At 70.6% G+C, this 21,805-nt stretch carries 19 protein-coding genes; 10 read left to right on the top strand and 9 right to left on the bottom strand.

The window, feature by feature from the left end; translation table 11 throughout:
• Positions 1-96: 96 nt before the first annotated feature.
• Complete coding sequence (locus NYZ95_RS03270) at positions 97-1,728, bottom strand: peptide ABC transporter substrate-binding protein (RefSeq protein ID WP_262848623.1); 1,632 nt, start codon at positions 1,726-1,728, stop codon at positions 97-99.
• A gap of 359 nt (positions 1,729-2,087) precedes the next feature.
• Between NYZ95_RS03270 and NYZ95_RS03275 the strand changes: the two genes are divergently transcribed.
• Positions 2,088-2,927 carry a Bax inhibitor-1/YccA family protein gene (locus NYZ95_RS03275; RefSeq protein ID WP_262848624.1) on the top strand — a complete coding sequence of 280 codons (840 nt, stop codon included), beginning with the start codon at positions 2,088-2,090 and terminating at the stop codon, positions 2,925-2,927.
• Positions 2,928-2,961: 34 nt separating this feature from the next.
• On the opposite strand, the gene NYZ95_RS03280 is transcribed toward NYZ95_RS03275, so the two are convergent.
• Positions 2,962-3,555, bottom strand: coding sequence for an ASCH domain-containing protein (locus tag NYZ95_RS03280; RefSeq protein ID WP_262848625.1), 594 nt, complete (start codon positions 3,553-3,555; stop codon positions 2,962-2,964).
• A 75-nt stretch (positions 3,556-3,630) separates the two neighbouring features.
• Entirely contained in the window at positions 3,631-4,587 is a 957-nt protein-coding gene (locus NYZ95_RS03285; protein ID WP_262848626.1) for an SGNH/GDSL hydrolase family protein, read from the bottom strand.
• A gap of 44 nt (positions 4,588-4,631) precedes the next feature.
• Here NYZ95_RS03285 and NYZ95_RS03290 point away from each other — a divergent pair, with 44 nt between their 5' ends.
• From NYZ95_RS03290 to NYZ95_RS03300, 3 genes are all read left to right on the top strand, one after another.
• Complete coding sequence (locus NYZ95_RS03290) at positions 4,632-6,005, top strand: cystathionine beta-synthase (RefSeq protein WP_262848628.1); 1,374 nt, start codon at positions 4,632-4,634, stop codon at positions 6,003-6,005.
• 26 nt (positions 6,006-6,031) lie between these two features.
• Positions 6,032-6,922, top strand: a complete 891-nt coding sequence (locus NYZ95_RS03295) for an alpha/beta fold hydrolase (RefSeq protein ID WP_262848629.1) — start codon at positions 6,032-6,034, stop codon at positions 6,920-6,922.
• Between the two features lie 206 nt (positions 6,923-7,128).
• Positions 7,129-12,198: a DUF7927 domain-containing protein gene (locus tag NYZ95_RS03300; RefSeq protein ID WP_262848630.1), complete on the top strand. Its 5,070-nt coding sequence runs from the start codon at positions 7,129-7,131 to the stop codon at positions 12,196-12,198.
• Here the strand turns inward: NYZ95_RS03300 and NYZ95_RS20285 are convergent.
• Both NYZ95_RS20285 and NYZ95_RS03310 read right to left on the bottom strand, forming a co-directional pair.
• Complete coding sequence (locus NYZ95_RS20285) at positions 12,163-12,843, bottom strand: class F sortase (RefSeq protein WP_262848631.1); 681 nt, start codon at positions 12,841-12,843, stop codon at positions 12,163-12,165. The two genes, NYZ95_RS03300 and NYZ95_RS20285, sit on opposite strands and share 36 nt — an antisense overlap.
• Complete coding sequence (locus NYZ95_RS03310) at positions 12,827-13,591, bottom strand: hypothetical protein (RefSeq protein WP_262848633.1); 765 nt, start codon at positions 13,589-13,591, stop codon at positions 12,827-12,829. The genes NYZ95_RS20285 and NYZ95_RS03310 overlap by 17 nt, the downstream gene beginning before the upstream one ends.
• 205 nt (positions 13,592-13,796) lie before the next feature.
• Here NYZ95_RS03310 and NYZ95_RS03315 point away from each other — a divergent pair, with 205 nt between their 5' ends.
• From NYZ95_RS03315 to NYZ95_RS03335, 5 genes are all read left to right on the top strand, one after another.
• Complete coding sequence (locus NYZ95_RS03315; protein WP_262848635.1) at positions 13,797-14,732, top strand: LLM class F420-dependent oxidoreductase; 936 nt, start codon at positions 13,797-13,799, stop codon at positions 14,730-14,732.
• Positions 14,725-15,444, top strand: a complete 720-nt coding sequence (locus NYZ95_RS03320; RefSeq protein ID WP_262848637.1) for a tyrosine-protein phosphatase — start codon at positions 14,725-14,727, stop codon at positions 15,442-15,444. The genes NYZ95_RS03315 and NYZ95_RS03320 overlap by 8 nt, the downstream gene beginning before the upstream one ends.
• A 131-nt stretch (positions 15,445-15,575) precedes the next feature.
• On the top strand, positions 15,576-16,217 hold the full coding sequence (locus NYZ95_RS03325; RefSeq protein ID WP_262848639.1) for a hypothetical protein: 642 nt from the start codon (positions 15,576-15,578) through the stop codon (positions 16,215-16,217).
• Positions 16,218-16,441: 224 nt separating this feature from the next.
• Positions 16,442-16,741 carry a DUF1540 domain-containing protein gene (locus NYZ95_RS03330; protein ID WP_262848640.1) on the top strand — a complete coding sequence of 100 codons (300 nt, stop codon included), beginning with the start codon at positions 16,442-16,444 and terminating at the stop codon, positions 16,739-16,741.
• A gap of 51 nt (positions 16,742-16,792) precedes the next feature.
• Positions 16,793-17,818, top strand: coding sequence for a PHP domain-containing protein (locus NYZ95_RS03335; protein WP_262848642.1), 1,026 nt, complete (start codon positions 16,793-16,795; stop codon positions 17,816-17,818).
• 12 nt (positions 17,819-17,830) lie between these two features.
• On the opposite strand, the gene NYZ95_RS03340 is transcribed toward NYZ95_RS03335, so the two are convergent.
• Positions 17,831-19,429, bottom strand: coding sequence for an FAD-binding oxidoreductase (locus NYZ95_RS03340; protein ID WP_262848644.1), 1,599 nt, complete (start codon positions 19,427-19,429; stop codon positions 17,831-17,833).
• A gap of 53 nt (positions 19,430-19,482) precedes the next feature.
• On the opposite strand from NYZ95_RS03340, the gene NYZ95_RS03345 reads away from it, so the two are divergent.
• Entirely contained in the window at positions 19,483-19,761 is a 279-nt protein-coding gene (locus NYZ95_RS03345; RefSeq protein ID WP_262848645.1) for a DUF2277 domain-containing protein, read from the top strand.
• 2 nt (positions 19,762-19,763) lie between these two features.
• Here NYZ95_RS03345 and NYZ95_RS03350 read toward each other — a convergent pair whose 3' ends face one another.
• The 3 genes from NYZ95_RS03350 to NYZ95_RS03360 form a co-directional block, all read right to left on the bottom strand.
• On the bottom strand, positions 19,764-20,792 hold the full coding sequence (locus tag NYZ95_RS03350) for an alpha/beta hydrolase family protein (protein ID WP_262848646.1): 1,029 nt from the start codon (positions 20,790-20,792) through the stop codon (positions 19,764-19,766).
• Between the two features lie 3 nt (positions 20,793-20,795).
• Entirely contained in the window at positions 20,796-21,431 is a 636-nt protein-coding gene (msrA, locus tag NYZ95_RS03355) for a peptide-methionine (S)-S-oxide reductase MsrA (RefSeq protein ID WP_262848647.1), read from the bottom strand.
• A gap of 242 nt (positions 21,432-21,673) precedes the next feature.
• Positions 21,674-21,805: integrase core domain-containing protein (locus NYZ95_RS03360; protein WP_262848697.1), on the bottom strand; the 132-nt coding region annotated here is incomplete at its 5' end.

Genomic DNA, 21,805 nt, shown 5'->3' on the forward strand with positions numbered 1-21,805 from the left:
GGTGTTGAGCGCCCCCCGCGCGTCACCCGCCCCCCCCCCCCGCGCGGGGGGGGGGGGGGGGGGGGGGGGGGGGGGCCCCCCCCCCCCGCCGCGACGTCAGCTGACCTTGAGCAGGCGCAGCTTGATCTCCCCGCTGAACGGATCGAGCACCACGTTGTCGAGCCGGTCGCTGTAGAACATGACGTTCTGGCTGAACATCACCGGGACACCCGCCATGTCGGTCGCGATGACCTTCTCGGCCTCCTGGTACGTCGAGACCGCCGACTCCAGGTCCGGTGCCGCGTCGCCCTCCTTGATGAGCCTCTCGAACTCGGCGTTGTAGTAGCCGAAGTTCTCGTTGCCCTTCTTGGCGTCGCCGCTGGCGTAGACAGGCGCGAGGTAGTTCTCGTTGAGCGGGTAGTCCGGGAACCAGTTCGAGCGCATGATGCCGTCGAAGTCGCGCGCCGAGCGGCGGTCGAAGTAGTCCGGCGTCGGATCCAGCACGTACGGGATGCCGAGGTTGAGCTGGATCGAGTCGCCGACGGCCTTGAAGATCGCCTCCTGCACCTCGTCCTCGCCCAGGTGGATCGTGAGCTTCTTGCCCTTGGGCCAGCCGCCGGCCTTCGCCAGGGCCGCCTTGGCTGCCGCCGGATCGAAGGTGCAGAACTCACAGGTGCCGGCGACGCCTCCGGGGACGCCCTCGGGGACGACCCAGCTGTCGGCGGCGACGTACTGTCCGGGGACGACCTTGTCGACGATGGTCTTGCGGTCGATGGCCAGCGAGATCGCCTTGCGGAACTCGACGTCGTCGAACGGCTTGCCGAGGTACATCGGGAACCCGATGTACGTCAGCGCTGCCCCCGGGCCCTCGATCATCCGCGAGGACAGGTCCGGGTCGCTGGTGGCGCGCTCCCACTCCGCCGGCGGGACCTCACCGGTGGCGTCGACGTCACCGGCCTCGAAGTCGGCCCAGTCGGAGTCGCCGGAGTACTCGGTCCACTCGATGCGGTCGAAGTCCGGAGTCTCCTCACCCTTGTAGTCGTCCCACTTCGCGGCGGTGAGCTTCTGGCCCTGGTCCCACTCCTCGATCTCGAACGGACCGTTGCCGATCGGCTTCAGCGCGCACGCGTCCACGTCGTCGAGGCACTCCTGGGCCACGGGGAAGAACCCGGTGTAGCCGAGCATCGTCGAGAACCCGGCGAACGGGCCGTTGAGGGTGACCTCGAGCGTCTGAGGATCGACGACCTTCAGACCGGACAGCTCCTTGGCGGTCGGCTCCGTCGTGACGGTGACGTTGCCTTCCTCGTCCTCCTCGTACTCGCCTTGCATCGCGTCGTACCCCGCGATGCGCTCGAAGAAGTAGTTGTTGCCCATCGCGTTCGGGCCGTACGCGGCGTAGTTCCACGCACGGGCGAACGCCTCGGCGTCGACCGGCTCGCCGTTCTGGAACTCGAAGCCGTCCTTGATCTTGATCGTCCACACCTTGTTGTCGGTGGTGCTGACGTCCTCCGCGACGTAGTTGTACGGCTCCTTCGTCTGCGGGTCGTAGCGGACGAGGCCGTCGTACACGACGTCGAGGACGCCGATGTTGTCGTTGACGTTGGAGTCCATCGGCAGGAGCGTGTCCACGTCCTGCTCGATGCTGAGGCGGACGGTCTTGTCGCCGTCGCCCTCGTCGCCGCCGCCCCCACAGCCCGTGAGCACCAGGGCCGCTGCGGTGAGCCCCGCGGCCAGTCGAGCAATCTTCACTGTCTGTCTCCCAACGTGAGCGCCCCGTGGCTGGCGCGCGTGGGGCTCCGTCGATCGTGCCCCACCCGAAGGCTCGTACGGAACGCCTGTAATCGACCTGTAATCACCGTGTCCGACGAAGTTACGCTCCGGATACCGCCGGCAGGGCTGGTTTGCTCAGCAAACGGTGGGCGGCGGGCCGAAAAGAAAGTGAACGTAAAATCTTCTGCTCCGAGGGGGGCTCGTGCGCGGGACGTCTCGGGTCGGTCACGATCACCGCCGCAGGGCCTCCCAAGCATCGCGGCAGGGGTGGTCCGCTCCGGTAGGGTTTGGGCAATGGACGGGCTCAGGTCGGAGCCCGCCCCCCGTACGGAGGATTGATGAAGAGCAACAACCCCGTCTTCGCCCGCAGCGACGAGTTCAACGGACGCGCCACTCAGCAGGGATACTCCGACCCGAGCACCTGGCAGGTCGGGGCACCTGGCGACGGTCAGGGCGGCCAGAGCCCGTACGACACCGCCGTCGTGGACCGGATGACGGTCGACTCGGTCGTCCAGAAGACGGCTCTCACGATCGGTCTTACCGCCATCTCGGCGGCGCTCGTCTGGTTCTACCTCGGTGACGTGACCGTCGACCAGTCGGCGCTCAACACCGCCTTCGCGTTCGCCACCGGCGGCGCGATCGTCGGCTTCGTCCTCGCCCTGGTGAACTCCTTCAAGAAGGTCATCAGCCCGCCGCTCGTCCTCGCGTACGCCGTCGTCGAGGGCGTCTTCGTCGGCGCTCTCTCGAAGGTCATCGCCTCGTACGTCGGTGACCCCGGCATCGTCGCGCAGGCCGTGCTCGGGACCATCGCCGCGTTCGCGGGCACGCTGTTCGTCTACCGCTTCTTCAACATCAAGGTCACCGACAAGTTCCGTCGCGGCGTGACGGCGGCGCTGTTCGGCTTCATGGCCGTCATCTTGCTCAACTTCGTGCTGAGCTTCTTCGGCGCCGACTTCGGCATCCGCGACTTCTCGATGCTCGGCCTGATCGTCAGCTGCATCGCCGTCGTCCTCGGTGTGCTGTGCCTCATCCTCGACTTCGACTACGTCGAGTACGGCGTGCGCGAGGGCCTGCCGGAGCGCGAGTCGTGGCGTGCGGCGTTCGGCCTCACGGTCACGCTGATCTGGCTGTACATCGAGATCCTGCGGATCCTCGCCATCCTGCGCGGCGACAACTAGTCGCTCGCCGCTCCGGCGCCGCGTCCCTCGCGAGTCACTCCCGGCGTGCCGGCGAGTCACCCTCGTGGAGGTACGCGGCGCCTCGGCGTGACAGCCGGTACCCGACCTCGAGGCTCTCCGTCAGGCCGAGCTCCTTGAGCCTGCGGACACGCCGCTTGAACACCATCCGCTCCATCCCGAGCCCCGCAGCAAGCTCGGTCGACACGACGGCGGGCTGATCCTCGATCGCGGCGAGCACCTGCCGGGTCCAGGGCGCGTCGGCCGCAGCGTCCATGCGGTCGAGCCGGCGGTCGAGCGTGCGCCGGACATCCTCGGAGATCTCGGCGTCCTCGCGCAGCGCAACGCGCGGGTCGGCGCCGGCGTACCGAAGCCGTACGAGGTAGACGTCGCCCTCCTTGCGTCGGGTGAGGGCGCGCCGCAACGCGTCAGCGTCGGGAAGGCCGGCGCGCTGAGCCTCGTCGTCGCCGAGGCTCGCGGGATCCACCCGTACGACCTCCGTGACCTCGAGGACACCGACAGCCGTCCGCATCCGGGTGCCGGACCGTACGCGGGGCCGCGCCCATCTCCGATAGGCGCGGTCCACCCGGCCGGCGACGATCGCGTCCAGCGTCGGGCGGTTGAGGATCACGCCCTCACCGTAAGTGACTCGCGAGCGCGCGCGGGGTGACTCGCGGGTGCGCGCGGGGTGACTCGCGAGCGGGGGTCAGCGGCGGACGCGTAGCGCCGCCCAGCGGCCGCGAGGGCCACGGTCGGCTCCGGCGACCTCCGAGCGCGAGACCTCGGTGCCGGCCGTGGCGACCGCCTCCGCGGCAGCGAACGAGACCGGCAGGACGACGCCGTCGGGGAAGACCGCCGACTCCTCGTCGTCGTCCCACGCGCCGATGGCGACGGCGACCGACGGCAACATGGCGGCGACCATGCTGGCGTACCCCGCGGCCGACGGATGGAAGTTGTCGGCGCCGAACAGCTCGGACGGCGCGGTCCAGAAGTCGCGCTGCAGCAGGTTGCTCAGCGACACGGCGCGGCCGCCGGCCTCGACGACGCTGATCATCTGCGCGGCGGCGAGCCGGCGGCTGACGATCCGGGCCAGCATCCGGAGCGGCTGGGGGAGCGGGCGTACGGTGCCGAGGTCGGGGCAGGTGCCGACGACGACCTCGCACCCGTGGGCGCGCAGCGTCCGCACCGCCTCGCCGAGCGCGGCGACCGCGCCCGAGACCAGGTGGGCGTGGGTGACGTCGTTGGCGCCGATCACGATCGCGGCGACGTCCGGGGCGCTCGGCAGCGCGCGTTCGATCTGGGCGGCGAGGTCGGTCGAGACCGCGCCGACGACGGCCTGGCTGGAGACCTCGACGGGACGACCGACGATCTGCGAGAGGCCTTCGCCGAACAGCGCCGGCGGGGTGTCCTCGGCACGGAGCATGCCGTACCCGACACCGGTCGAGTCGCCGAGCATCACGAAGCGGACGGGCTCGCCGGGAAGGCCGCTGCCGTACACGCCGTCGGGGGACGGGGGGCGGTCGTCGCTGACGCCGATCTTGTTGCGCGCGTGTCCCGCCTGGAGCTTGAGCAGGCCCACCGTGCCGCCCCCGAGGACGCCCAGGCCCGTCCCTCCGAACAGTGCCGCCGTGGCGAGCTTGCGCCCCGCGCGTGCCCGAGTCATCGCCGCACCACCACCCTCTTTGACTGCTCTCTAGACTGCGAGGTGTGGACTACGCTAACGCGCTGCTGGACCTGGTCGGACACACTCCGCTCGTACGCCTTCGCAAAGTGACAGACGGCTCATCGCCGCTGGTCCTCGCGAAGGTCGAGTACTTCAACCCCGGGGGGAGCGTGAAGGACCGCATCGCCTCCCGGATGGTCGAGGCAGCGGAGCAGTCCGGCGAGCTCAAGCCGGGCGGCACGATCGTCGAGCCGACGAGTGGCAACACCGGCGTCGGGCTCGCGATGGTCGCGCAGGAGAAGGGCTACCGCTGCGTCTTCGTGTGCCCGGACAAGGTCAGCGAGGACAAGCGCAACGTGCTCAAGGCGTACGGTGCCGAGGTCGTCGTGTGCCCGACCGCGGTGCCGCCGGAGCACCCGAACTCCTACTACGAGGTCTCGGACCGCCTCGTCCGCGAGATCGACGGCGCGTGGAAGCCGAACCAGTACGCCAACGAGAACAACCCGCGAGCTCACTACGAGACGACAGGGCCGGAGATCTGGGAGCAGACCGACGGTCGCATCACGCACTTCGTCGCCGGCATCGGCACCGGCGGCACGATCTCGGGCACCGGACGCTATCTCAAGGAGGTCAGCGACGGCCGCGTGCAGATCGTTGGTGCGGACCCGCACGGCTCGGTGTACTCGGGAGGAACGGGCCGCCCGTACCTCGTTGAGGGCGTGGGTGAGGACTTCTGGCCCGACACGTACGACCGCGACATCTGCGACCGCATCATCGAGGTCAGCGATGCCGACTCCTTCGCGATGACCCGTCGCCTCGCGCGCGAGGAGGCCATGCTCGTCGGCGGCTCGGCCGGCATGGCGGCAGCCGCGGCCGTACGTCTGGCCCACGAGCTCGACGACCCCGACGCGGTGATCGTCGTGCTGCTCCCCGACGGTGGGCGCGGCTACCTCACGAAGGTGTTCGACGACGAGTGGCTCGGCCGGTACGGCTTCCTCACCCCGCCGCGCGGCGAGCAGACCGTCGGCGACCTGCTCCGCGGCAAGGAGGGGCGCCTCCCCGATCTCGTGCACACCCACCCTCACGAGTCGGTGGCCGAGGCCGTCAAGATCCTCCGCGAGTACAGCGTCTCGCAGATGCCGGTGCTCCGCGCCGAGCCGCCCGTACGCGCGGCCGAGGTGGCGGGCGCCGTGAGCGAGCGCGACCTGCTCGACAAGCTCTTCCACGGCGAGGCGTCGCTCTCCGACACCGTCGAGCAGCACATGGCGCCGGCGCTGCCGAGCATCGGTGCCGGTGAGCCGGTGGAGGAGGCCGTGACGGCGCTCGAGAACGCCGACGCGGTCGTCGTCCACGAGGACGGTGACCCGGTGGGCGTCCTGACGCGTCACGACCTCCTCGGGTACGTGGCGACCCTGTGATCCCGTAGGCGCGAGCGGAGGGCGCGATGAGGCGCACGGCGAAGACGAGGCACCTGTTCCGCGAGCGCGACGGTCTGCGACTCTTCTACCGTGAGGCAGGAGTCCCGTCGGCGACCGCCGTCGTCCTCCTGCACGGCTTCCCGAGCTCCTCGTACTCGTTCCGCGAGGTCCTGCCCACGCTCGGCGAGCACGCCTATGTCGTGGCGCCCGACCTGCCAGGGTTCGGATTCTCCGACGCGCCGCCGCTGCCCGAGTACGACTACTCGTTCGAGCGCCTCTCGTACGTGATCGAGGGGCTGCTCGACGACCTCGGAGTGTCGCGGTACGTGCTGTACGTGACTGACTTCGGGACGCCCGTCGGCTACTTCATGGCCACGCGGCGTCCCGACCGGGTGCTGGGTCTCGTCGTGCAGAACGGCAACACCCACGAGGAAGGGCTCAACGAGGCGTGGGACGCGCCGCGCCGATTCTGGGCTGACCCCACCGACGAGAACAGGGCGGCCCTGCCGGAGTGGCTCACCTTCGAGGGGACCCGGGACCAGTACCTCGCCGGCCTGCCCGACGAGCTGCAGGAGAGGCACCCGCCGGAGTCCTGGCACCTCGACTGGGAGCGGTTGTCGCGTCCCGGCAACCTCGAGGTGCAGTTCGCACTCTTCACCGACTATCGCCACCACGTCGCCCGCTTCCCCGAGATCGCCTCGTACCACTCGGAGCACCAGCCACCCTGCCTGGTCCTGTGGGGTCGGCACGACACGTTCTTCGACATCGGTGAGGTCCTCGCGTACCACCGCGACATGACGACCTTGGAGGCTCACGTCTACGACGCCGGGCACTTCCTGCTCGAGACCCATGGGCCGGAGGTCGCCGCGCACCTCGTGGCGTTCGTCCAGGACACCTTCGACCGCGCCCGCGCGTGACAGAGGTCGCTGACCAGTTTCCCGCCTTTCGCGCCCGCCCACCCCGAGGTCGCGTCAGCTTCACCTGCGATTTCACCCCTTCAGGTGCATGATGTCCGAAACGTGCCGGTTCTTGCGGTGCGACGTCAGCGCGGACGGGGGAAGTCATGGCAGCCAGGCGCGGATCGGGTCGTTCACGGTGGCTAGTTGCACTTCTTGGCGCGGTGATGCTGCTCGTCGGACTCCTGGGTACGACAGCGGCCCAAGGTCGAAGCCGTGACCTCGCGCCGCTGGCGGTTCCTCCCGCGACCGGCAACAACGCGGTCATCACCGTCCAGGTCGGCGCCGACCGCGTCGGCACCACCGGCGTCACCGACCTGGCCGGCACCACGCTGCAGCTGTACGACGGCACAACCGCGCCGACGACCCCGGTCGCCGACAGCTGGGCGACGTGCGTCTCGGACGCCGACGGAGACTGCAGCTTCGTCGTCCCGAACACCCAGACGGGGGCGGCCGGATGCTTCGGGGGCGCAGGAGTCAACTGCGACCGGAGGTTCTGGATCGTTCAGACGGGTGTGCCCTCCGGCTTCACCGAGAACGAGGCCCTGCGTACGGGCAACGGTGACGGGAGCGGGTCGCAGGAGACGCCGTACCAGTTCCGGACGGGCACGGCCCTGCGCGCCGGTAACACCTACACGTCGGCCACCGACTTCATGATCGGTTCGGGAAACACGAACCGTGTGGCATCTGGCGGCGTCTGGCAGCAGTCCCGGATCAACCCTGAGCCAGTCCAGAAGTGCGGGCTCGACGTCGCGCTGATCCTGGACCTGTCCGGATCCGTCACTGCGCCCCAGCTGGTGAACCTGAAGGCCGCGGCCGACACCTTCGCCGACTCGCTCGTCGGCACCCCGTCGCAGATGGCGCTCTTCTCGTTCTCCACCATCTCGCCGGCCTCGGGGGCCACCCAGAACTACCCGGGCCTCACCTCGGTCTCCACCCAGGCCGGCGCGGACGAGTTCAAGTCGAGGTACACGAGCTGGACGTCAGGTGGTGGCACGAACTGGGACCGCGGGCTGGCGGTGCCCGCTCAGTCGTCACCGACGTACGACATCGCGGTCGTCATCACCGACGGTGACCCGACGTTCTACTCGCAGCCTGCGGAGGGGCCCGGAAACTTCAACCGGCTTCGCGAGATGGAGAACGGGATCTTCTCGGCCAACGCCCTCAAGGCGAAGGGAACGCGGACGATCGCCGTCGGCGTCGGCACCGGAGTGAGCGACCCGGCCACACGACTCAACCTCTCGGCGATCTCCGGCCCGACCCGCTACGACGGGACGAACGCGTCGACTGCCGACTATTACCAGGTCTCCAACTACGCGGTGGTGGGCGACGCCCTGCGCCAGCTCGCCCTCGGCGAATGCGCCGGCTCGCTCTCCGTTGTCAAGCAGGTCGTCGGGTCCGATGGCGACATCGCCGAGGCCACGCCAGGTGGTGCCGGATGGACGTTCGATGCGTCGACGACGTCGACCGGAGTGACGCTGCCGACGACGAGCGCGACGACGGACTCCTCGAGCGCGGTGAACTTCCCCATCACGTACAGCGGCGGCGCGACCACGGGGGAGATCGAGGTCCAGGAGCAGCCCCAGGCTGGGACGACGCCCTTCCCTGTGGGTGGAGCGAACGCCGTCTGCACGAACCTCGACACGGGCGCGAACGTGCCCGTGGTCAACGCCGGGACGGCAGGCTTCACAGTGAACGTGCCGAGCACAGCCGCCGTGAGCTGCACCGTGTACAACCAAACGGCGGCTCCGGCGACCGTGACCGTCGACAAAGAATGGGTGATCAACGGGGCGGATCCGGTGGCCGAAGGTAACCAGCCGTCGGGCTTCACGGCGGACCTACAGCTCAGCGGACCGGACGGTTCCGGTCTCACCCCGCAGGGGTGGGGGGTGACGCGCAGCGGATACGTCGCGGGCGAGCAGGTCACGATCGCCGAGACCGTGACCCTCGAAGCGCCCGCGGTCGACCCTGACCTGTGCGAGATCGGCCCGGGCGCGATCGTCGAGATCGACGGCGACCCCGTCACTCCGATCGAGCTCCCTGCGGCTGGGCGCCAGGTCGAGCTCGTCGAAGGCGCCAACACGTACACCGTCCGCAACACGGTCGACTGCGAGTCGCGGCTGACGCTCGCGAAGGACGTCGAGGAGGGCACCGCCCAGCCGTCGCAGTGGGACTTGTCAGCGCTGCCGGGTCCCGGAACGCCCGCAGGTCAGCTCCCCGGTCCCAGTGGACAGGCAGGGAGTGCCGCGGTCACCGATCAGGTCGTGAGCGCCGGCGTCCCGTACCAGCTCGCCGAGTCGGGAGGGCCTCCGACCTACGTCCAGGTCGACAACCGGACCAACCTGCAGACCTATCCCCTCTCGACGGGCTCCTGGACCTGCATCCGGATCGACAGCAACGGTGAGCAGATTCCCGGCTTCAACGACGGCCTCAACGGCGGTGTCACGGTCCCGATTGCCGAGCGGATCCAGTGCACGGCGACCAATCAGACGGGTCTGCTGACGCTCGCCAAGGACGTCATCAACAGCTCGGGCGGCACGGCTGTCCCCGCAGACTTCACGCTTCGGGCCGAGCCGAGCCCGTTGCCGGCGGTCCCGGGACTCACGGACGTGGCCGTCACCGGTGCCGCCACGGGAGATGCGCAGTCGGTCGAGGTCCGACCCAACCACGTGTACACGCTGAGCGAGTCGGGGGTCGAGGGTTACGAGCTCACCGAGCTGCTGTGCTTCGTGGACGGGACACCGCAGCCGCGAACCCAGGTCGCCGTGCGCGCTGGCCAGAACGTGGTGTGCGTCTTCACCAACGTCGACAACCCCGCACAGCTGACGCTACGCAAGATCGTCGACGCCGGGTCGACGGGCGCCACCCAGACGCCGGCGGACTGGACCTTGACCGCGACACCGCAAGACATCGAGGGGCAGGACCCCGTCTCCGGCAACGGTCAGGACGGGGTGACCGACGTGGAGGTCGCGGGGGGCAGCTATGCGCTTTCTGAGTCGGAGATCACCGGGTTCGAGGCGGGGAGCTGGACCTGCCAGACCGCGACCGGCGCCACCGTACCCGTGGCCGATGGAGTCGTGACGCTGGCCAACGGCGCAAACGTCACCTGCACGATCACCAACACGGCTCAACAGTCGACCCTGACGCTCGAGAAGGACGTCGTCAATGACGACGGGGGTGCGGCCGAGGTCGGGGACTGGACGCTGACCGCCGACGGCCCCACCGCCGGTCTGACGGGGGTGACCGGGGACGAGGCGATCACCGGCGTACCGGTCGAGGTCGGCAGCTATGCCCTGTCGGAGTCCGGGCCGTCCGGGTACGCCCCTCAAGCGTGGGAGTGCGTGGACGGCGACGCCAGTGTGCCCGTCGAGGACGGCACGGTCGACATCGGTCTGGGACAGGACGTGGTCTGCACGGTCGTCAACGACGACGAGCCCGGCACCCTGACCTTGGTGAAGGAGGTCGTCAACGACGACGGCGGTACGGCTGAGCCGACCGACTGGCTGCTGACAGCGGACGGTCCGACGGCGGACATCATCGGCGAGAGCGGATCGCCGGGGGTGACCGGCGTTGAGGTCGCGGCGGGGGAGTACACGCTGTCCGAGACCGGCGGCACCGTTCCGTCGGGCTACACCGCGTCGGAGTGGAGCTGTGAGGGCGGCGCGGTGAGCGACGACACGGTGACGGTCGCCAACGGCGCGGACGTGACCTGCACGATCACCAACGACGACGAGCCGGCGAGGCTGACGCTGGAGAAGGTGGTCTTCAACGAGAACGGCGGCACGGCGGTGATCGGTGACTGGACGCTGACCGCGACAGGGCCGACGACGATCTCCGGCGTCACCGGTGAGGCGGCCGTGACCGATGCCGAGGTGTCCGCGGGCGCGTACGACCTCTCCGAGGCCGGGCCGCCCGGATACACCGCGAGCGACTGGACCTGCGGCGGCGGTGGTGTCATCGAGGGCTCGACGATCACGCTCGCCAACGGTGAGGCTGCCACCTGCACGATCGTCAACGACGACGAGCCCGCCACGCTCACACTCGTCAAGGAGGTCGTGAACGACAACGGCAGTACGGCGGAGCCGACCGACTGGACGCTTGAGGCCGACGGGCCGACCCCGTTGTCGGGCGTGACCGGCACCGAGGCCGTGACCGGCGTGACGGTGAACGCAGGCACCTATCAGCTCGACGAGTTCGGTCCGTCGGGGTACTCCGCCACGTGGACGTGCGAAGCCGCGGGCACGGAGCTGCCCATCGACGACGAGCTCAACGTTGCCGTCCCGAACGGCGCCGACGTGACCTGCACGGCTGTCAACGACGACCAGCCCGCCAGGCTGACCCTGATCAAGGAGGTCGTGAACGACGACGGCGGCACGGCGGAGCCGGAAGACTGGACGCTGACCGCGACCGGACCGACGACGATCTCGGGTGCTTCGGGCTCGCCTGAGGTGACCAGCGCGGCGGTCGACGCCGGGTCATACCAGCTGTCGGAGGACGGCCCCGCGGGCTACACGGCGAGTGACTGGGTGTGCGGGCCTGATGGCGCCGTCTCGGCGGACGGAACGATCAGGCTCGCTAACGGTGACGAGGCGACCTGCACGATCACCAACGACGACAACGCCGTCCCCCCAGCCAGCACGTGGACCGTGCTGAAGACGAGCGATCCGCCGTCCGGGTCCACGGTCGATCCCGGCGACGTGATCACGTACACGGTCCGGGCCGGAGTGGTGACCGGGTCGAGCGTCGACGACGTGGTCGTGATCGACGACCTTTCGCGGGTGCTCAACCACGCGTCGTTCGTCGAGGGGAGCATCGACGCGAGCGCTGGGACGGCAACCGTGTCGGGCAACCGGCTCCGCTGGACCGTCGGCGTCCTGAGAGGGACCCAGACGTTGACCTACCAGGTCCGCGTCGATGACGACGTCGACGGCGAGCGGCTGCGCAACGTCGTCACCGCTGACGGTGCCGAGCCGTGCCCGCCCGACGGGCCCGCGCTCGGCGCGCGCGCCGTCGAGGACGACTGCCGTACGACGACGCACTCCACTCCGACGGCTGGCCAGCCTCCCCAGCCCGGTGGTCCTGGCCTTCCCGGACTTCCCGACACCGGTGGCCCGACCCTGTGGATCGCCTTGGCTGCGCTCGCGCTGATGGCCGCCGGGGCGTGGACGATGGGGTGGGCGCGGCGACGCTCGACGGGCGCCTCAGTCGAGGGGGACGGCGTAGACGACGGTGTTTGAGAGGTAGGCCTCGCCGTCCCAGTCCTCGCACGTGATGAGGACGAGCCGAGGCTTGCCGCGCTGCCGGAAGATCCGCGACGACTTGCGCGCGAGCGTGTCGCGGTCGTACGTCTCCACGCGGGTGACGGAGTAGCGGGTCTTGGCGCGCTTGGTGCGCATGACCACGCGGTCGCCGGGGACGAGACGGCCGAGGTCGTCGAAGGCACCGCCGCCCTGGTGGACGGTGTGTCCGGCCACGACCACGGTCCCCTTGGACGAGCCAGGCCGAGCGCTGCGGTCCCACCACCCGACGGTGGTCGCCGGGCTCGGCGGGGTGAGGACACCGTCGACGACGTGCATGGGCTCGACCGGAGCCTCGACGCCGAGGGCGGGGACGACGACCAGCCGTGGTCGTGCCCGGCCCTTGGCGAGCGCGACGGTGCCGCCGGGCTCCGGCGGTGGCTCCGTCGTCTGTGACACCGCGGCAGGGGAGGGCGGATCCGCGGGCGAGGAGGGCGTCGAAGGGTTGCCGAGAGCAGCCCAGGCGACGAGAGAAAGTCCGACGGTGCCGATCACGGCTCCGACGGCGAGACGCACGCGGGCGCGTGCCCGGCGACGGGCACGCGCCTCACGGCGAGCGGTGACGAGGTCAGGCTCGGTGGTCACCGCGCTTGCGCATCCGCATCAGGAACGCCGACGCAAGGAGCAGCGCTCCGCCGGTCAGTCCCACGAGCGTCGCGATCGACGTCGTGCTCGTGCTGCCGGTGTTGCCGACGAGGCCGGCGTCGACGGCGGTCGGGGCCTCGGACTCGCTGCCGCCGACCCCCTTGTCGTCGGAGTCGTCGGAGTCGTCGGCCGGCGGCGCGGTGGCGGTCTCCGAGTCGACGCTCTGCGTCGGGCTCGTGGGTTCCGTCGGCTCGGTGGACGGCTCGTCCGTGGGCTCGGTGGACGGCTCGTCCGTGGGCTCGGTCGTCGGCTCCTCGGTGGGCGGCGAGGACGGCTCGGTGGTCGGAGGCGAGGACGGCTCGGTGGTCGGGGGCGAGGACGGCTGGCCCGAGGGCTCCGTGGTCGGCTCCGTCGCCAGGACCCACGAGAACGAGTAGTGGCTGATGTCCTTGCCGGTCGGGTGCGTGATGGTGACCGAGGCCTTGGGCGGCTCGACGTCGAAGTACTGGGGGCCGTTGTCGCCGCCCTGGTTCACCGAACCGGCCTTCACACAGAAACGGTCGATGAGCGCGCCCGCCGGGGCCTCGATCGTGACCGTCTTCTTGTTGCCGTCGACGTCCACCTTGCCGGACATGAGCCCGACGCAGACGTTGTCCTTGTTTCCGGTGGCGTGACTCGCGGGGGCGACGAGAAGGGCAGGCACCAAGGCCAGTCCGACTGCCGCAACGAGCTTCGTGACTGTGCGCACGTTGATATGACTTCTCTCTCGACCGCAGCCGTGAGGCGGGCGTAGCAGCGGTCGTCCGGGGGGGTGGGGGCACGCCCGGTTCTGGAACGACTCCAGGCGCGGTCGCCCAACCCTAGTGCATCGGCGGCGCTCGCTACCACCCCTTGTGCTGTCGCGCACGTTCGGCGGTCGGCGGGGGTGCGTCAGCGCGTGGCAGAGTGGCGCCATGGAGCTTCGCATCTTCACCGAACCCCAGCAGGGCGCCACGTACGAGGACCTTCTGGCGGTCGCCGTCGCCGCCGAGGAGCACGCGTTCGGGGCGTTCTTCCGGTCGGACCACTACCTCGCGATGAACGCTGAAGGGCTCCCCGGTCCGACCGACGCCTGGACGACGCTCGCGGCCCTGGCCCGCGACACGTCCCGCATCAGGCTGGGCACGTTGATGACGTCGGCGACCTTCCGCCACCCCGGAGTGCTCGCGATCCAGGTCGCCCAGGTCGACGAGATGAGCGGCGGTCGTGTCGAGCTCGGTCTCGGTGCGGGCTGGTTCGCCGCCGAGCACGAGGCGTACGGCATCCCGTTCCCGCCGACCGGCGAGCGCTTCGACCGGCTCCAGGAGCAGCTCGAGGTGCTGACGGGCCTCTGGGAGACCCCGCTCGGCGAGCGCTTCTCGTACGAGGGGAAGCACTACACGTTGAGCGACTCGCCGGCGCTGCCCAAGCCGGTGCAGTCGCCGCGGCCTCCGGTGCTCGTGGGCGGGCAGGGGCCGCGACGCACGCCGGCGCTCGCGGCGCGCTTCGCCCAGGAGTTCAACCTCCCGTTCACCCCGGTGTCGGAGCACCGCGCGAAGTACGACCGGGTGCGGGCGGCCTGCGAGGAGATCGGACGCGACCCGGACGAGCTCACCTACTCCAGCGCGCTCGTCGTCTGCTGCGGACGCGACGACGCGGAGATTGCACGCCGGGCAGCCGCGATCGGGCGCGAGGTGGACGAGCTCACCGAGAACGGCCTCTGCGGGACCCCTGAGCAGGTTGCCGAGCGCATCGCTGCGTACGCCGCCGAGGGTTCTCAGCGGATCTATCTGCAGGTCCTCGACCTGTCCGACCTCGAGCACGTCGCGCTGATCGGCGAGGAGGTCCTCCCGGCGGTGGCCGATGTCTGAGCCCGTCCCCAACCTGCGTGACCTTGGCGGGCTGCCGACCGAGGACGGCGCGAGCACTGCGTACGGGGTGCTGCTGCGCAGTGCGGTGCCGAGCGCCGACGACGCCGGACCCGACGGGGTCCGGTGGCCGCCGAGCCTCGTGCTGGATCTTCGGTCGCGTGCCGAGTCCGGGCCTACTCACCCGCTCGCGGCCGCCGGCGCGACGGTCCGGCAGATCTCTCTGCTCGAGGCGCTCCGCCCGGACGGGGCCCAGTCGGCGGACCCCCAGGTCGTCGCGCGGATGGCGACCGGCGGCCTCCAGGCGCTCTACCTGGGCATGCTCGAGGTGGCGCGTGCCGAGCTCGCGCAGGTCGCGCGGGAGGTCGCCGCGCACGACGGCCCGACGCTCCTGCACTGCGCGGCGGGCAAGGACCGTACGGGCGTCGCCGTCGCGATGATCCTCCGTACCGCCGGGGTCTCTCGCGACGCGGTCGTGAAGGACTACCTCGCGACCGGGGCGTCGATGGACGCCGTGCTGCGGCGGCTGCAGATCTCGGCGCCGATCGACTCCGTGCGCCAGCCGCCCGCCTCGTACCTCGCGATCCCGCAGGACGCGATCGACGCGGTCCTGGACGTGTGGGACAGCCACCCGGGCGGGACGGCGGGCTGGTTGTACGACGCCGGCGCGGAGGCGGCGGTCGTCGACGGGCTGCGTGACCGCCTGGTCGGCTGAGTCCGAAAAGCCTGTAACCGAGGGTTGCAGCAGACGTTACCTCTCAGTAGTGTGCGTGATCTACGACACAGCGACGGCCTTGCCCCCGAGGGCGACCCCGCGAGCGTGCCGTCCAATGGGAGGGAGAACCCATGTCCATCCGCACACGACTTGCCGCCGTGTCGGCCGTCGGCGCGCTGATCCTCGGCAGCCTGGTCGCCACCGCGACACCGGCCAGCGCCGTCCCGGTCACGCTGCCAATCAGCGGCACGGCCACGGTAGCCAAGCAGAACGCCACACTTGTGATTCCCGAGGGCGCCCAGCTGACCGGCGACTTCGACTTCGGACCGCCGCTCTCGGTGGTCGGTGACCTGACCATCCCGACCATCGACGCGCGCATCCGTCTGCTGGGGATCCCCGGCATCGGTGACACGACCTCGACGGTCAAGATCGTCCAGACCCGCCAGGCCACGGCCACCGTCGGGACCGACGGCATCGTCGTCGTCGACGTGGCCTTCCGTCTGGAGGTTCCCCGGGTCTCGTCCGACCTGCTGCCCTTCCTCAACATCGTGCGCAGCGGGTGCCGGACGGGCGAGGTGACGACCACGCTGCGCTCCACCGAGCCCTTCTCGCTGACCGAGCCGGCCAACCTTGTCGGCGAGTACACGATCCCGGCCTTCGAGGGCTGCGGCTTCAAGATCGGGCCGACGAGCGGCCGTGACTTCCTGCTCACGCAGCTGCTCTCCGGCGGCGGCAACCAGATGTCGCTCCAGGCTGGCCCGATCCAGTTCTGAGCGTCCCGACCGGCTACCGGTCGCGCGACGGGAGGGAGCGCGCGGTCGGCAGCCGCAAGCCCGCTGGGTCCGGTGTCCGGGAGGGACGGCACCGGGCCCAGCGGTACGTCGGCAGGTGGTGCAGCACGGGCAGGCTTGCCTTACCGGCGGGACGCTGAGTCTTGCCTAAGGCCCGGACCCGCGATCTAGCCTGAGGGTTCAGGCCATCGCACAGGGGGTAGGGCATGACCGTCACGGATCTTCCCGAGGTCGGCGAGTGCGCAGTCGCCGGCTGTTCGTACAACCACGAGCACTCGTGCCACGCGGGCGCGATCACGATCGCCGGCTCCACGAACGACGCCGCATGCGGCACGTTCATCGATCTCGGGCCCAGCGGTGGCCTCGCCAAGGTGGTGGCGCGCGTCGGCGCGTGCCACCGTACGGACTGTGTCCACAACTCTGAGCTCGAGTGCACCGCCGACGCGATCCGGGTGGGTCCCGGCAAGGACAAGGCGGACTGCCTCACCTACCAGATGCGGATCTGACGCCGCGCCGACGCTTCAGCACGCCGCCACGTCGACGGCCCGGAGGAGGGGGTGAGCGCCCCCGCCCCTGGGCCGTCGGCTGCGTTGCGCGAGATCGCGTACCTCCTCGAGCGGGAGCGCGCCGAGCCGCGGCGACCGATGGCGTACCGGAAGGCCGCCGACGTCTACGACGCGCTCGACGACGCGGAGCGCGAGCGGCTCGCGGAGCGGGACGCGTGGACGGAGCTCAACGGGATCGGCCTGAAGACCGCGGCGGTGATCGCGCAGGCGCGGGCCGGTCAGGTGCCCACGACGCTCGCCACGCTCCGTGCGGAGGCGGCTCCGATCCCGGGTGACGACACCTCCCTGCGGCGGGCCCTGCGCGGTGACCTGCACACGCACTCGACGTGGTCGGACGGTGGGGCCTCGATCGAGGAGATGATGCGGACGGCCAAGGCGCTCGGGCACGACTACTGCGCGCTGACCGACCACTCGCCACGGCTCACCGTCGCGCGCGGGCTGTCGCCGGAGCGTCTGCGCGAGCAGCTCGACGTCGTCGCTGCGCTCAACGAGGAGCTGGCGCCGTTCCGGATCCTGACCGGCATCGAGGTGGACATCCTCGACGACGGCGGGCTCGACCAGGAGCCCGAGCTGCTCGACCGGCTCGACGTCGTGGTCGCGAGCGTCCACTCGCGGCTGCGTGACGACGCCGACACCATGACCCGTCGGATGGTCGCTGCCGTCGCGAACCCGCACACCGACGTCCTCGGCCACGTCACAGGTCGGCTCGTCGAGGGAGGTCGTGGCAAGCGGCCGGAGTCGGACTTCCACGCGGAGATCGTCTTCGAGGCGTGCAAGCAGTTCGACACGGCGGTCGAGATCAACAGCCGCCCCGAGCGACGCGACCCGCCGTCCCGGCTCATCGAGGTCGCGCTGGAGCGGGACTGCCTGTTCTCGATCGACACCGACGCCCACGCGCCCGGCCAGCTCGCGTGGCAGGGACTGGCGTGCGCACGCGCGGAGGCGGCCGGCGTGACGGCCGACCGCGTCGTCGACACGTGGGCCCTCGACGAGCTGCTCTCCTGGACGCGTCGCTGAGGACGCGCCGGCTCAGAGGAGCACGCCGGGATTGAGGATGCCGGCCGGGTCGAGCGCGCCCTTGGCCGCGGCCAGCGCCGCGGCGAACGGCTCCGGGCGCTGCTGGAGGTAGGACGGCCGGTGGTCGCGTCCCACCGCGTGGTGGTGGGTGATCGTGCCGCCGTGGGCGATGATCGCCTCCGACACCGCCGCCTTGATCTCGTCCCACTGGGCGACCAGCCCGTCCCAGCGACCCGGCGCGTACACGCCGTAGTACGGCGCGGGACCGTCCGGGTAGACATGGGTGAACCGGCACGTGACGACGCCGGTCCCGCAGATCCGCCGGATCGCGTCCGTGGCCGCGGACGTGATCGCCGCGTGCAGGGCGGGGAAACGGTCCCAGGTCGTCGCCGTCTCGAAGGTCTCGGCGATCACCGACCGCTGCACGAGGACGTCGCGCTGGTACGGCATGCGGAGGAAGGACGAGCGCCAGCTCGAGGCCGAGGTGTCCCGTGCCTCGCTCGTGCCCTCCTCGGCAGCCTCGGGCAGCGTCCCGCCGTGGTCGCGGCACAGCTCGACCCCCCGCGCGAGCGCGGCGTCGACCGGGTGGTCGGCCGACTCGAACCCGAGCACCAGGACGCCGCCCCCGACCGTCGCCACGGCGCTGAGGAAGGCCTCGGCAGGGTCGAGGAGGCGGCAGTTCGAGGGGTGGAGGCCCGACTGGGCCACGGCACGCGTCGCCGCGACGGCGGCGTCCCAGTCGGCGAAGTGCACCGACGCCCCGGCGCGCCAGCGCGGACGGTCCTGGAGCCGCATCCACGCCTCGGTGATCACGCCGAGCGTGCCTTCCGAGCCGAGGAACATGCGGTCGGGCGACGGCCCCGCGCCGGACCCGGGGAGGCGGCGCGACTCGCCCACGCCGTACGGGGAGACCACCCGCAGCGACTCGGTCAGGTCGTCGACGTGGGTCGCCAGGGTCGCGAAGTGCCCGCCCGCGCGGGTCGCGAGCCACCCGCCCAGGGAGGAGAACGCGAACGACTGGGGGAAGTGGCGCAGCGTGAGGTCGTACGGGCGGAGCTGCTGCTCGAGGTGAGGGCCGAGCACCCCGGCCTGGATCCGGGCCGCGCGGCTGGTGCGGTCGACCTCCAGGACCTGGTCCATGGCGGTCATGTCCAAGGACAGCGCTCCGGCGAAGTCGCCGTCGAGGCGGGGCTCCACCCCGCCGACGACCGAGGTGCCGCCGCCGTACGGGACGACGGCGATGCCGTCCGACGAGGCCCAGTCGAGGACGTCGACGACGTCGCGCTCCGTCCGCGGGCGGACGACGAGGTCGGGCGCGTGGGCGAGGTCGCCGCGCAGGTTGCGCACGATGTCGCGGAATGCCTTGCCGTGGGTGTGCGCCGCCCGGTCGACCGTGTCCGTGGAGCACAGCGCCGCGAGCGACTGCGGGGGCTCCACACGGATCTTCGGGAGGTCGTCGGCGTGCAGCTCGGGCGCCTGGTGGGGGGCGAGAGAGCTGTCGGGGAGCAGGCCCGCGACCCGGCGTACGAGCGCCTCTGTCTCCTGAGTGTCGAGGGCCTCCTCGTACGTGCCCCAGCCCCACCACGACCGCGTTCCCGGCGTCTGCGTCATGGGCGCCGACTTTAGCGGGTGAGATCGAGCCGCCGCGGGCGTAGCGTGAACTCATGTGCCGAAACATCAGGACGCTCCACAACTTCGAGCCGCGGGCGACCGACGACGAGATCGAGGCCGCGGCCCTGCAGTACGTGCGCAAGGTGAGCGGGATGACCAAGCCGTCGCAGGCCAACGCCGAGGTCTTCGACCGGGCGGTCCGCGAGATCGCGCACCTCACCCAGCACCTGCTCGACGACCTCGTGACGAGCGCGCCGCCCAAGGACCGCGAGATCGAGGCGGCGAAGGCCAAGGAGCGGGCTGCCAAGCGCTACGCCTCGATGGCCGGCTGACCTCACATCTGCTGCCGGAGGAACCGTACGGTCGCGCGCATCGACGCGGGCCACTGCGGGCCGAAGGTGTGCCCTTCGCCCTCGTACCAGACCAGTCGGACGTCCTTGCCCGCCTTCTCGAACGCGGCGGCCGTCGCGCGCGCCCACCTCGGCGGGCAGGTGTCGTCGACGGTGCCGTGGAGCATGAGGAGCGGCTCGGTCACCCGGTCGACGTACGTACGAGGCGAGGTCTGTGCCCAGAACTCGGGGTCGTCCTCCGGTGAGCCGTGGGCGCGGACGATGGAGCGGGCCACCTCCGGCCGCTCGTCCTCGATCCACCGCCGGTAGTTGTCGACCGTGCTGCTGCTGACCGAGGCGAAGACGACGCCGGCGTCGACGAGCCCCGGCTGGGTGGCGAGGACGTTCTGGACGACGCCACCGCCCATCGACCGTCCGACGAGCCCGACACGGTCCCCGTCGAGGCGAGGGTCGTCGGAGGCGCGCACGGCGAGCACCGCGTTGATCACGTCCTCGGTGTAGCCGAGCCGCAGGTCGCGCTCGGCGTCCGGGTCGTCGTCGGAGCCGGCGTGGTTGCGGTAGTCGACGTGGAGCACGGCGAACCCCTCCCGCGCCAGGTAGTCCTGCTCGCGCATCATGCCGCGGCCGGTGGTGTAGACCGCCGGGTCGATGTAGCCGTGGGCGAGGATCGCGACCGGGAACGGTCCCTTGCCGCGGGGGACGTTGAGGATGCCGGAGATGCGGAGGTCACCGCTGCGGTAGGTCACGGCGTGGCGTACGTACGCGTCGGTCCGCGCGAGCACCCGGCGCAGCCGCAGCGCGCGGCCGTCGTACTCCTTCGCCATGAGGGCAGGGAGCGAGACGGGGCTCGCCGCGGTCGGCAGCGCCGTGCTGGGCGCCGTGCTGGGCGCCGTGGTCGGGGCCGACGAGCCCCGCGCGGGCTCGGCGTCCTCGCCCGTACGCTCGGCGGTGCACGCCGCGGTCGCCGTCAGGGCGAGCGCGGCGACGACCGTGCGTACGGGCGCGGTCCGCATGGCTCAGGCGTTCGCGTACGAGACGCCCGTGGAGTGGTTCGGGCAGTAGCCGAACGGGTTCTTGACGAGGTACTGCTGGTGGTAGTCCTCGGCGTACCAGTAGTCGCCGAGCGGCGCGATCTGCGTCGTGATCTCGCCGTACCCGTGGGCGCTCATGCGCTTCTGGTACGCGGCGCGCGACGCCTCGGCCAGCTCCTGCTGCTCGGGGCTCGTCGTGAAGATCACCGAGCGGTACTGGGTGCCGCGGTCGTTGCCCTGACGCATGCCCTGCGTGGGGTCGTGGTTCTCCCAGAAGACCTTCAGCAGGTCTTCGTACGAGACCTTGGCGGGGTCGTAGATCACGCGGACGACCTCGGCGTGGCCGGTGCGCCCGCTGCAGACCTCCTCGTACGTGGGGTTCTGCGTGAAGCCGCCGGCGTAGCCGACCGACGTCGACCACACCCCCGGCACCTGCCAGAAGGTCTGCTCCTCACCCCAGAAGCAACCCAGGCCGAACACCGCCACCCCGAATCCCTCGGGCGGCTCGGTGACGATCGGCGTCCCGAGCACGAGGTGCTCGTCACCGACGGCGAAGGGTCGGGTCTCCCGGCCGGGCAGCGCCTGGTCGGGGGAGATGAGGTGAGTCTTGAACGAGAACATCTGATTCCTCCTCGGGTCCGCCACGTACAACCATGGCACCCGTGTCGGTGTTCCCAACCCCCGGTTGGTCGAGGAGGGCAGAGCGCAGGGAAGTGGTTGGTCGAGTAGGGCGGAGCGCTAGCGGAGCCCGTATCGAGACCTGTGGTCTCGATACGTCATCGCCTCGCCAGGTGTGGTTGGTCGAGTAGGGCGGAGCGCTAGCGGAGCCCGTATCGAGACCCGTGGTCTCGATACGTCCTCGCCTAGGTGTGATGTCCAGGCAGGTTGGTCAGTCTGGTGATGGGTGCGGCTTTGCCGATTGCTGAGTGGGGCCTGTGGTGGTTGTAGTGGTGGATCCATGCTGGCAGGGCGGCGAGGCGGGCTGATTCGGAGTT

This window comes from Mumia quercus (genome assembly GCF_025506335.1).
GTDB lineage: Bacteria > Actinomycetota > Actinomycetes > Propionibacteriales > Nocardioidaceae > Mumia > Mumia quercus.

Excerpts from the sequence above, each read along its gene's own strand:
- NYZ95_RS03275 (WP_262848624.1), top strand. The coding sequence starts at position 2,088 with ATGAAGAGCAACAACCCCGTCTTCGCCCGCAGCGACGAGTTCAACGGA.
- NYZ95_RS03285 (WP_262848626.1), bottom strand. The coding sequence starts at position 4,587 with ATGACTCGGGCACGCGCGGGGCGCAAGCTCGCCACGGCGGCACTGTTC.
- NYZ95_RS03295 (WP_262848629.1), top strand. The coding sequence starts at position 6,032 with ATGAGGCGCACGGCGAAGACGAGGCACCTGTTCCGCGAGCGCGACGGT.
- NYZ95_RS03300 (WP_262848630.1), top strand. The coding sequence starts at position 7,129 with ATGCTGCTCGTCGGACTCCTGGGTACGACAGCGGCCCAAGGTCGAAGC.
- NYZ95_RS03315 (WP_262848635.1), top strand. The coding sequence starts at position 13,797 with ATGGAGCTTCGCATCTTCACCGAACCCCAGCAGGGCGCCACGTACGAG.
- NYZ95_RS03320 (WP_262848637.1), top strand. The coding sequence starts at position 14,725 with ATGTCTGAGCCCGTCCCCAACCTGCGTGACCTTGGCGGGCTGCCGACC.
- NYZ95_RS03325 (WP_262848639.1), top strand. The coding sequence starts at position 15,576 with ATGTCCATCCGCACACGACTTGCCGCCGTGTCGGCCGTCGGCGCGCTG.
- NYZ95_RS03330 (WP_262848640.1), top strand. The coding sequence starts at position 16,442 with ATGACCGTCACGGATCTTCCCGAGGTCGGCGAGTGCGCAGTCGCCGGC.
- NYZ95_RS03340 (WP_262848644.1), bottom strand. The coding sequence starts at position 19,429 with ATGACGCAGACGCCGGGAACGCGGTCGTGGTGGGGCTGGGGCACGTAC.
- NYZ95_RS03345 (WP_262848645.1), top strand. The coding sequence starts at position 19,483 with ATGTGCCGAAACATCAGGACGCTCCACAACTTCGAGCCGCGGGCGACC.
- NYZ95_RS03350 (WP_262848646.1), bottom strand. The coding sequence starts at position 20,792 with ATGCGGACCGCGCCCGTACGCACGGTCGTCGCCGCGCTCGCCCTGACG.
- msrA (WP_262848647.1), bottom strand. The coding sequence starts at position 21,431 with ATGTTCTCGTTCAAGACTCACCTCATCTCCCCCGACCAGGCGCTGCCC.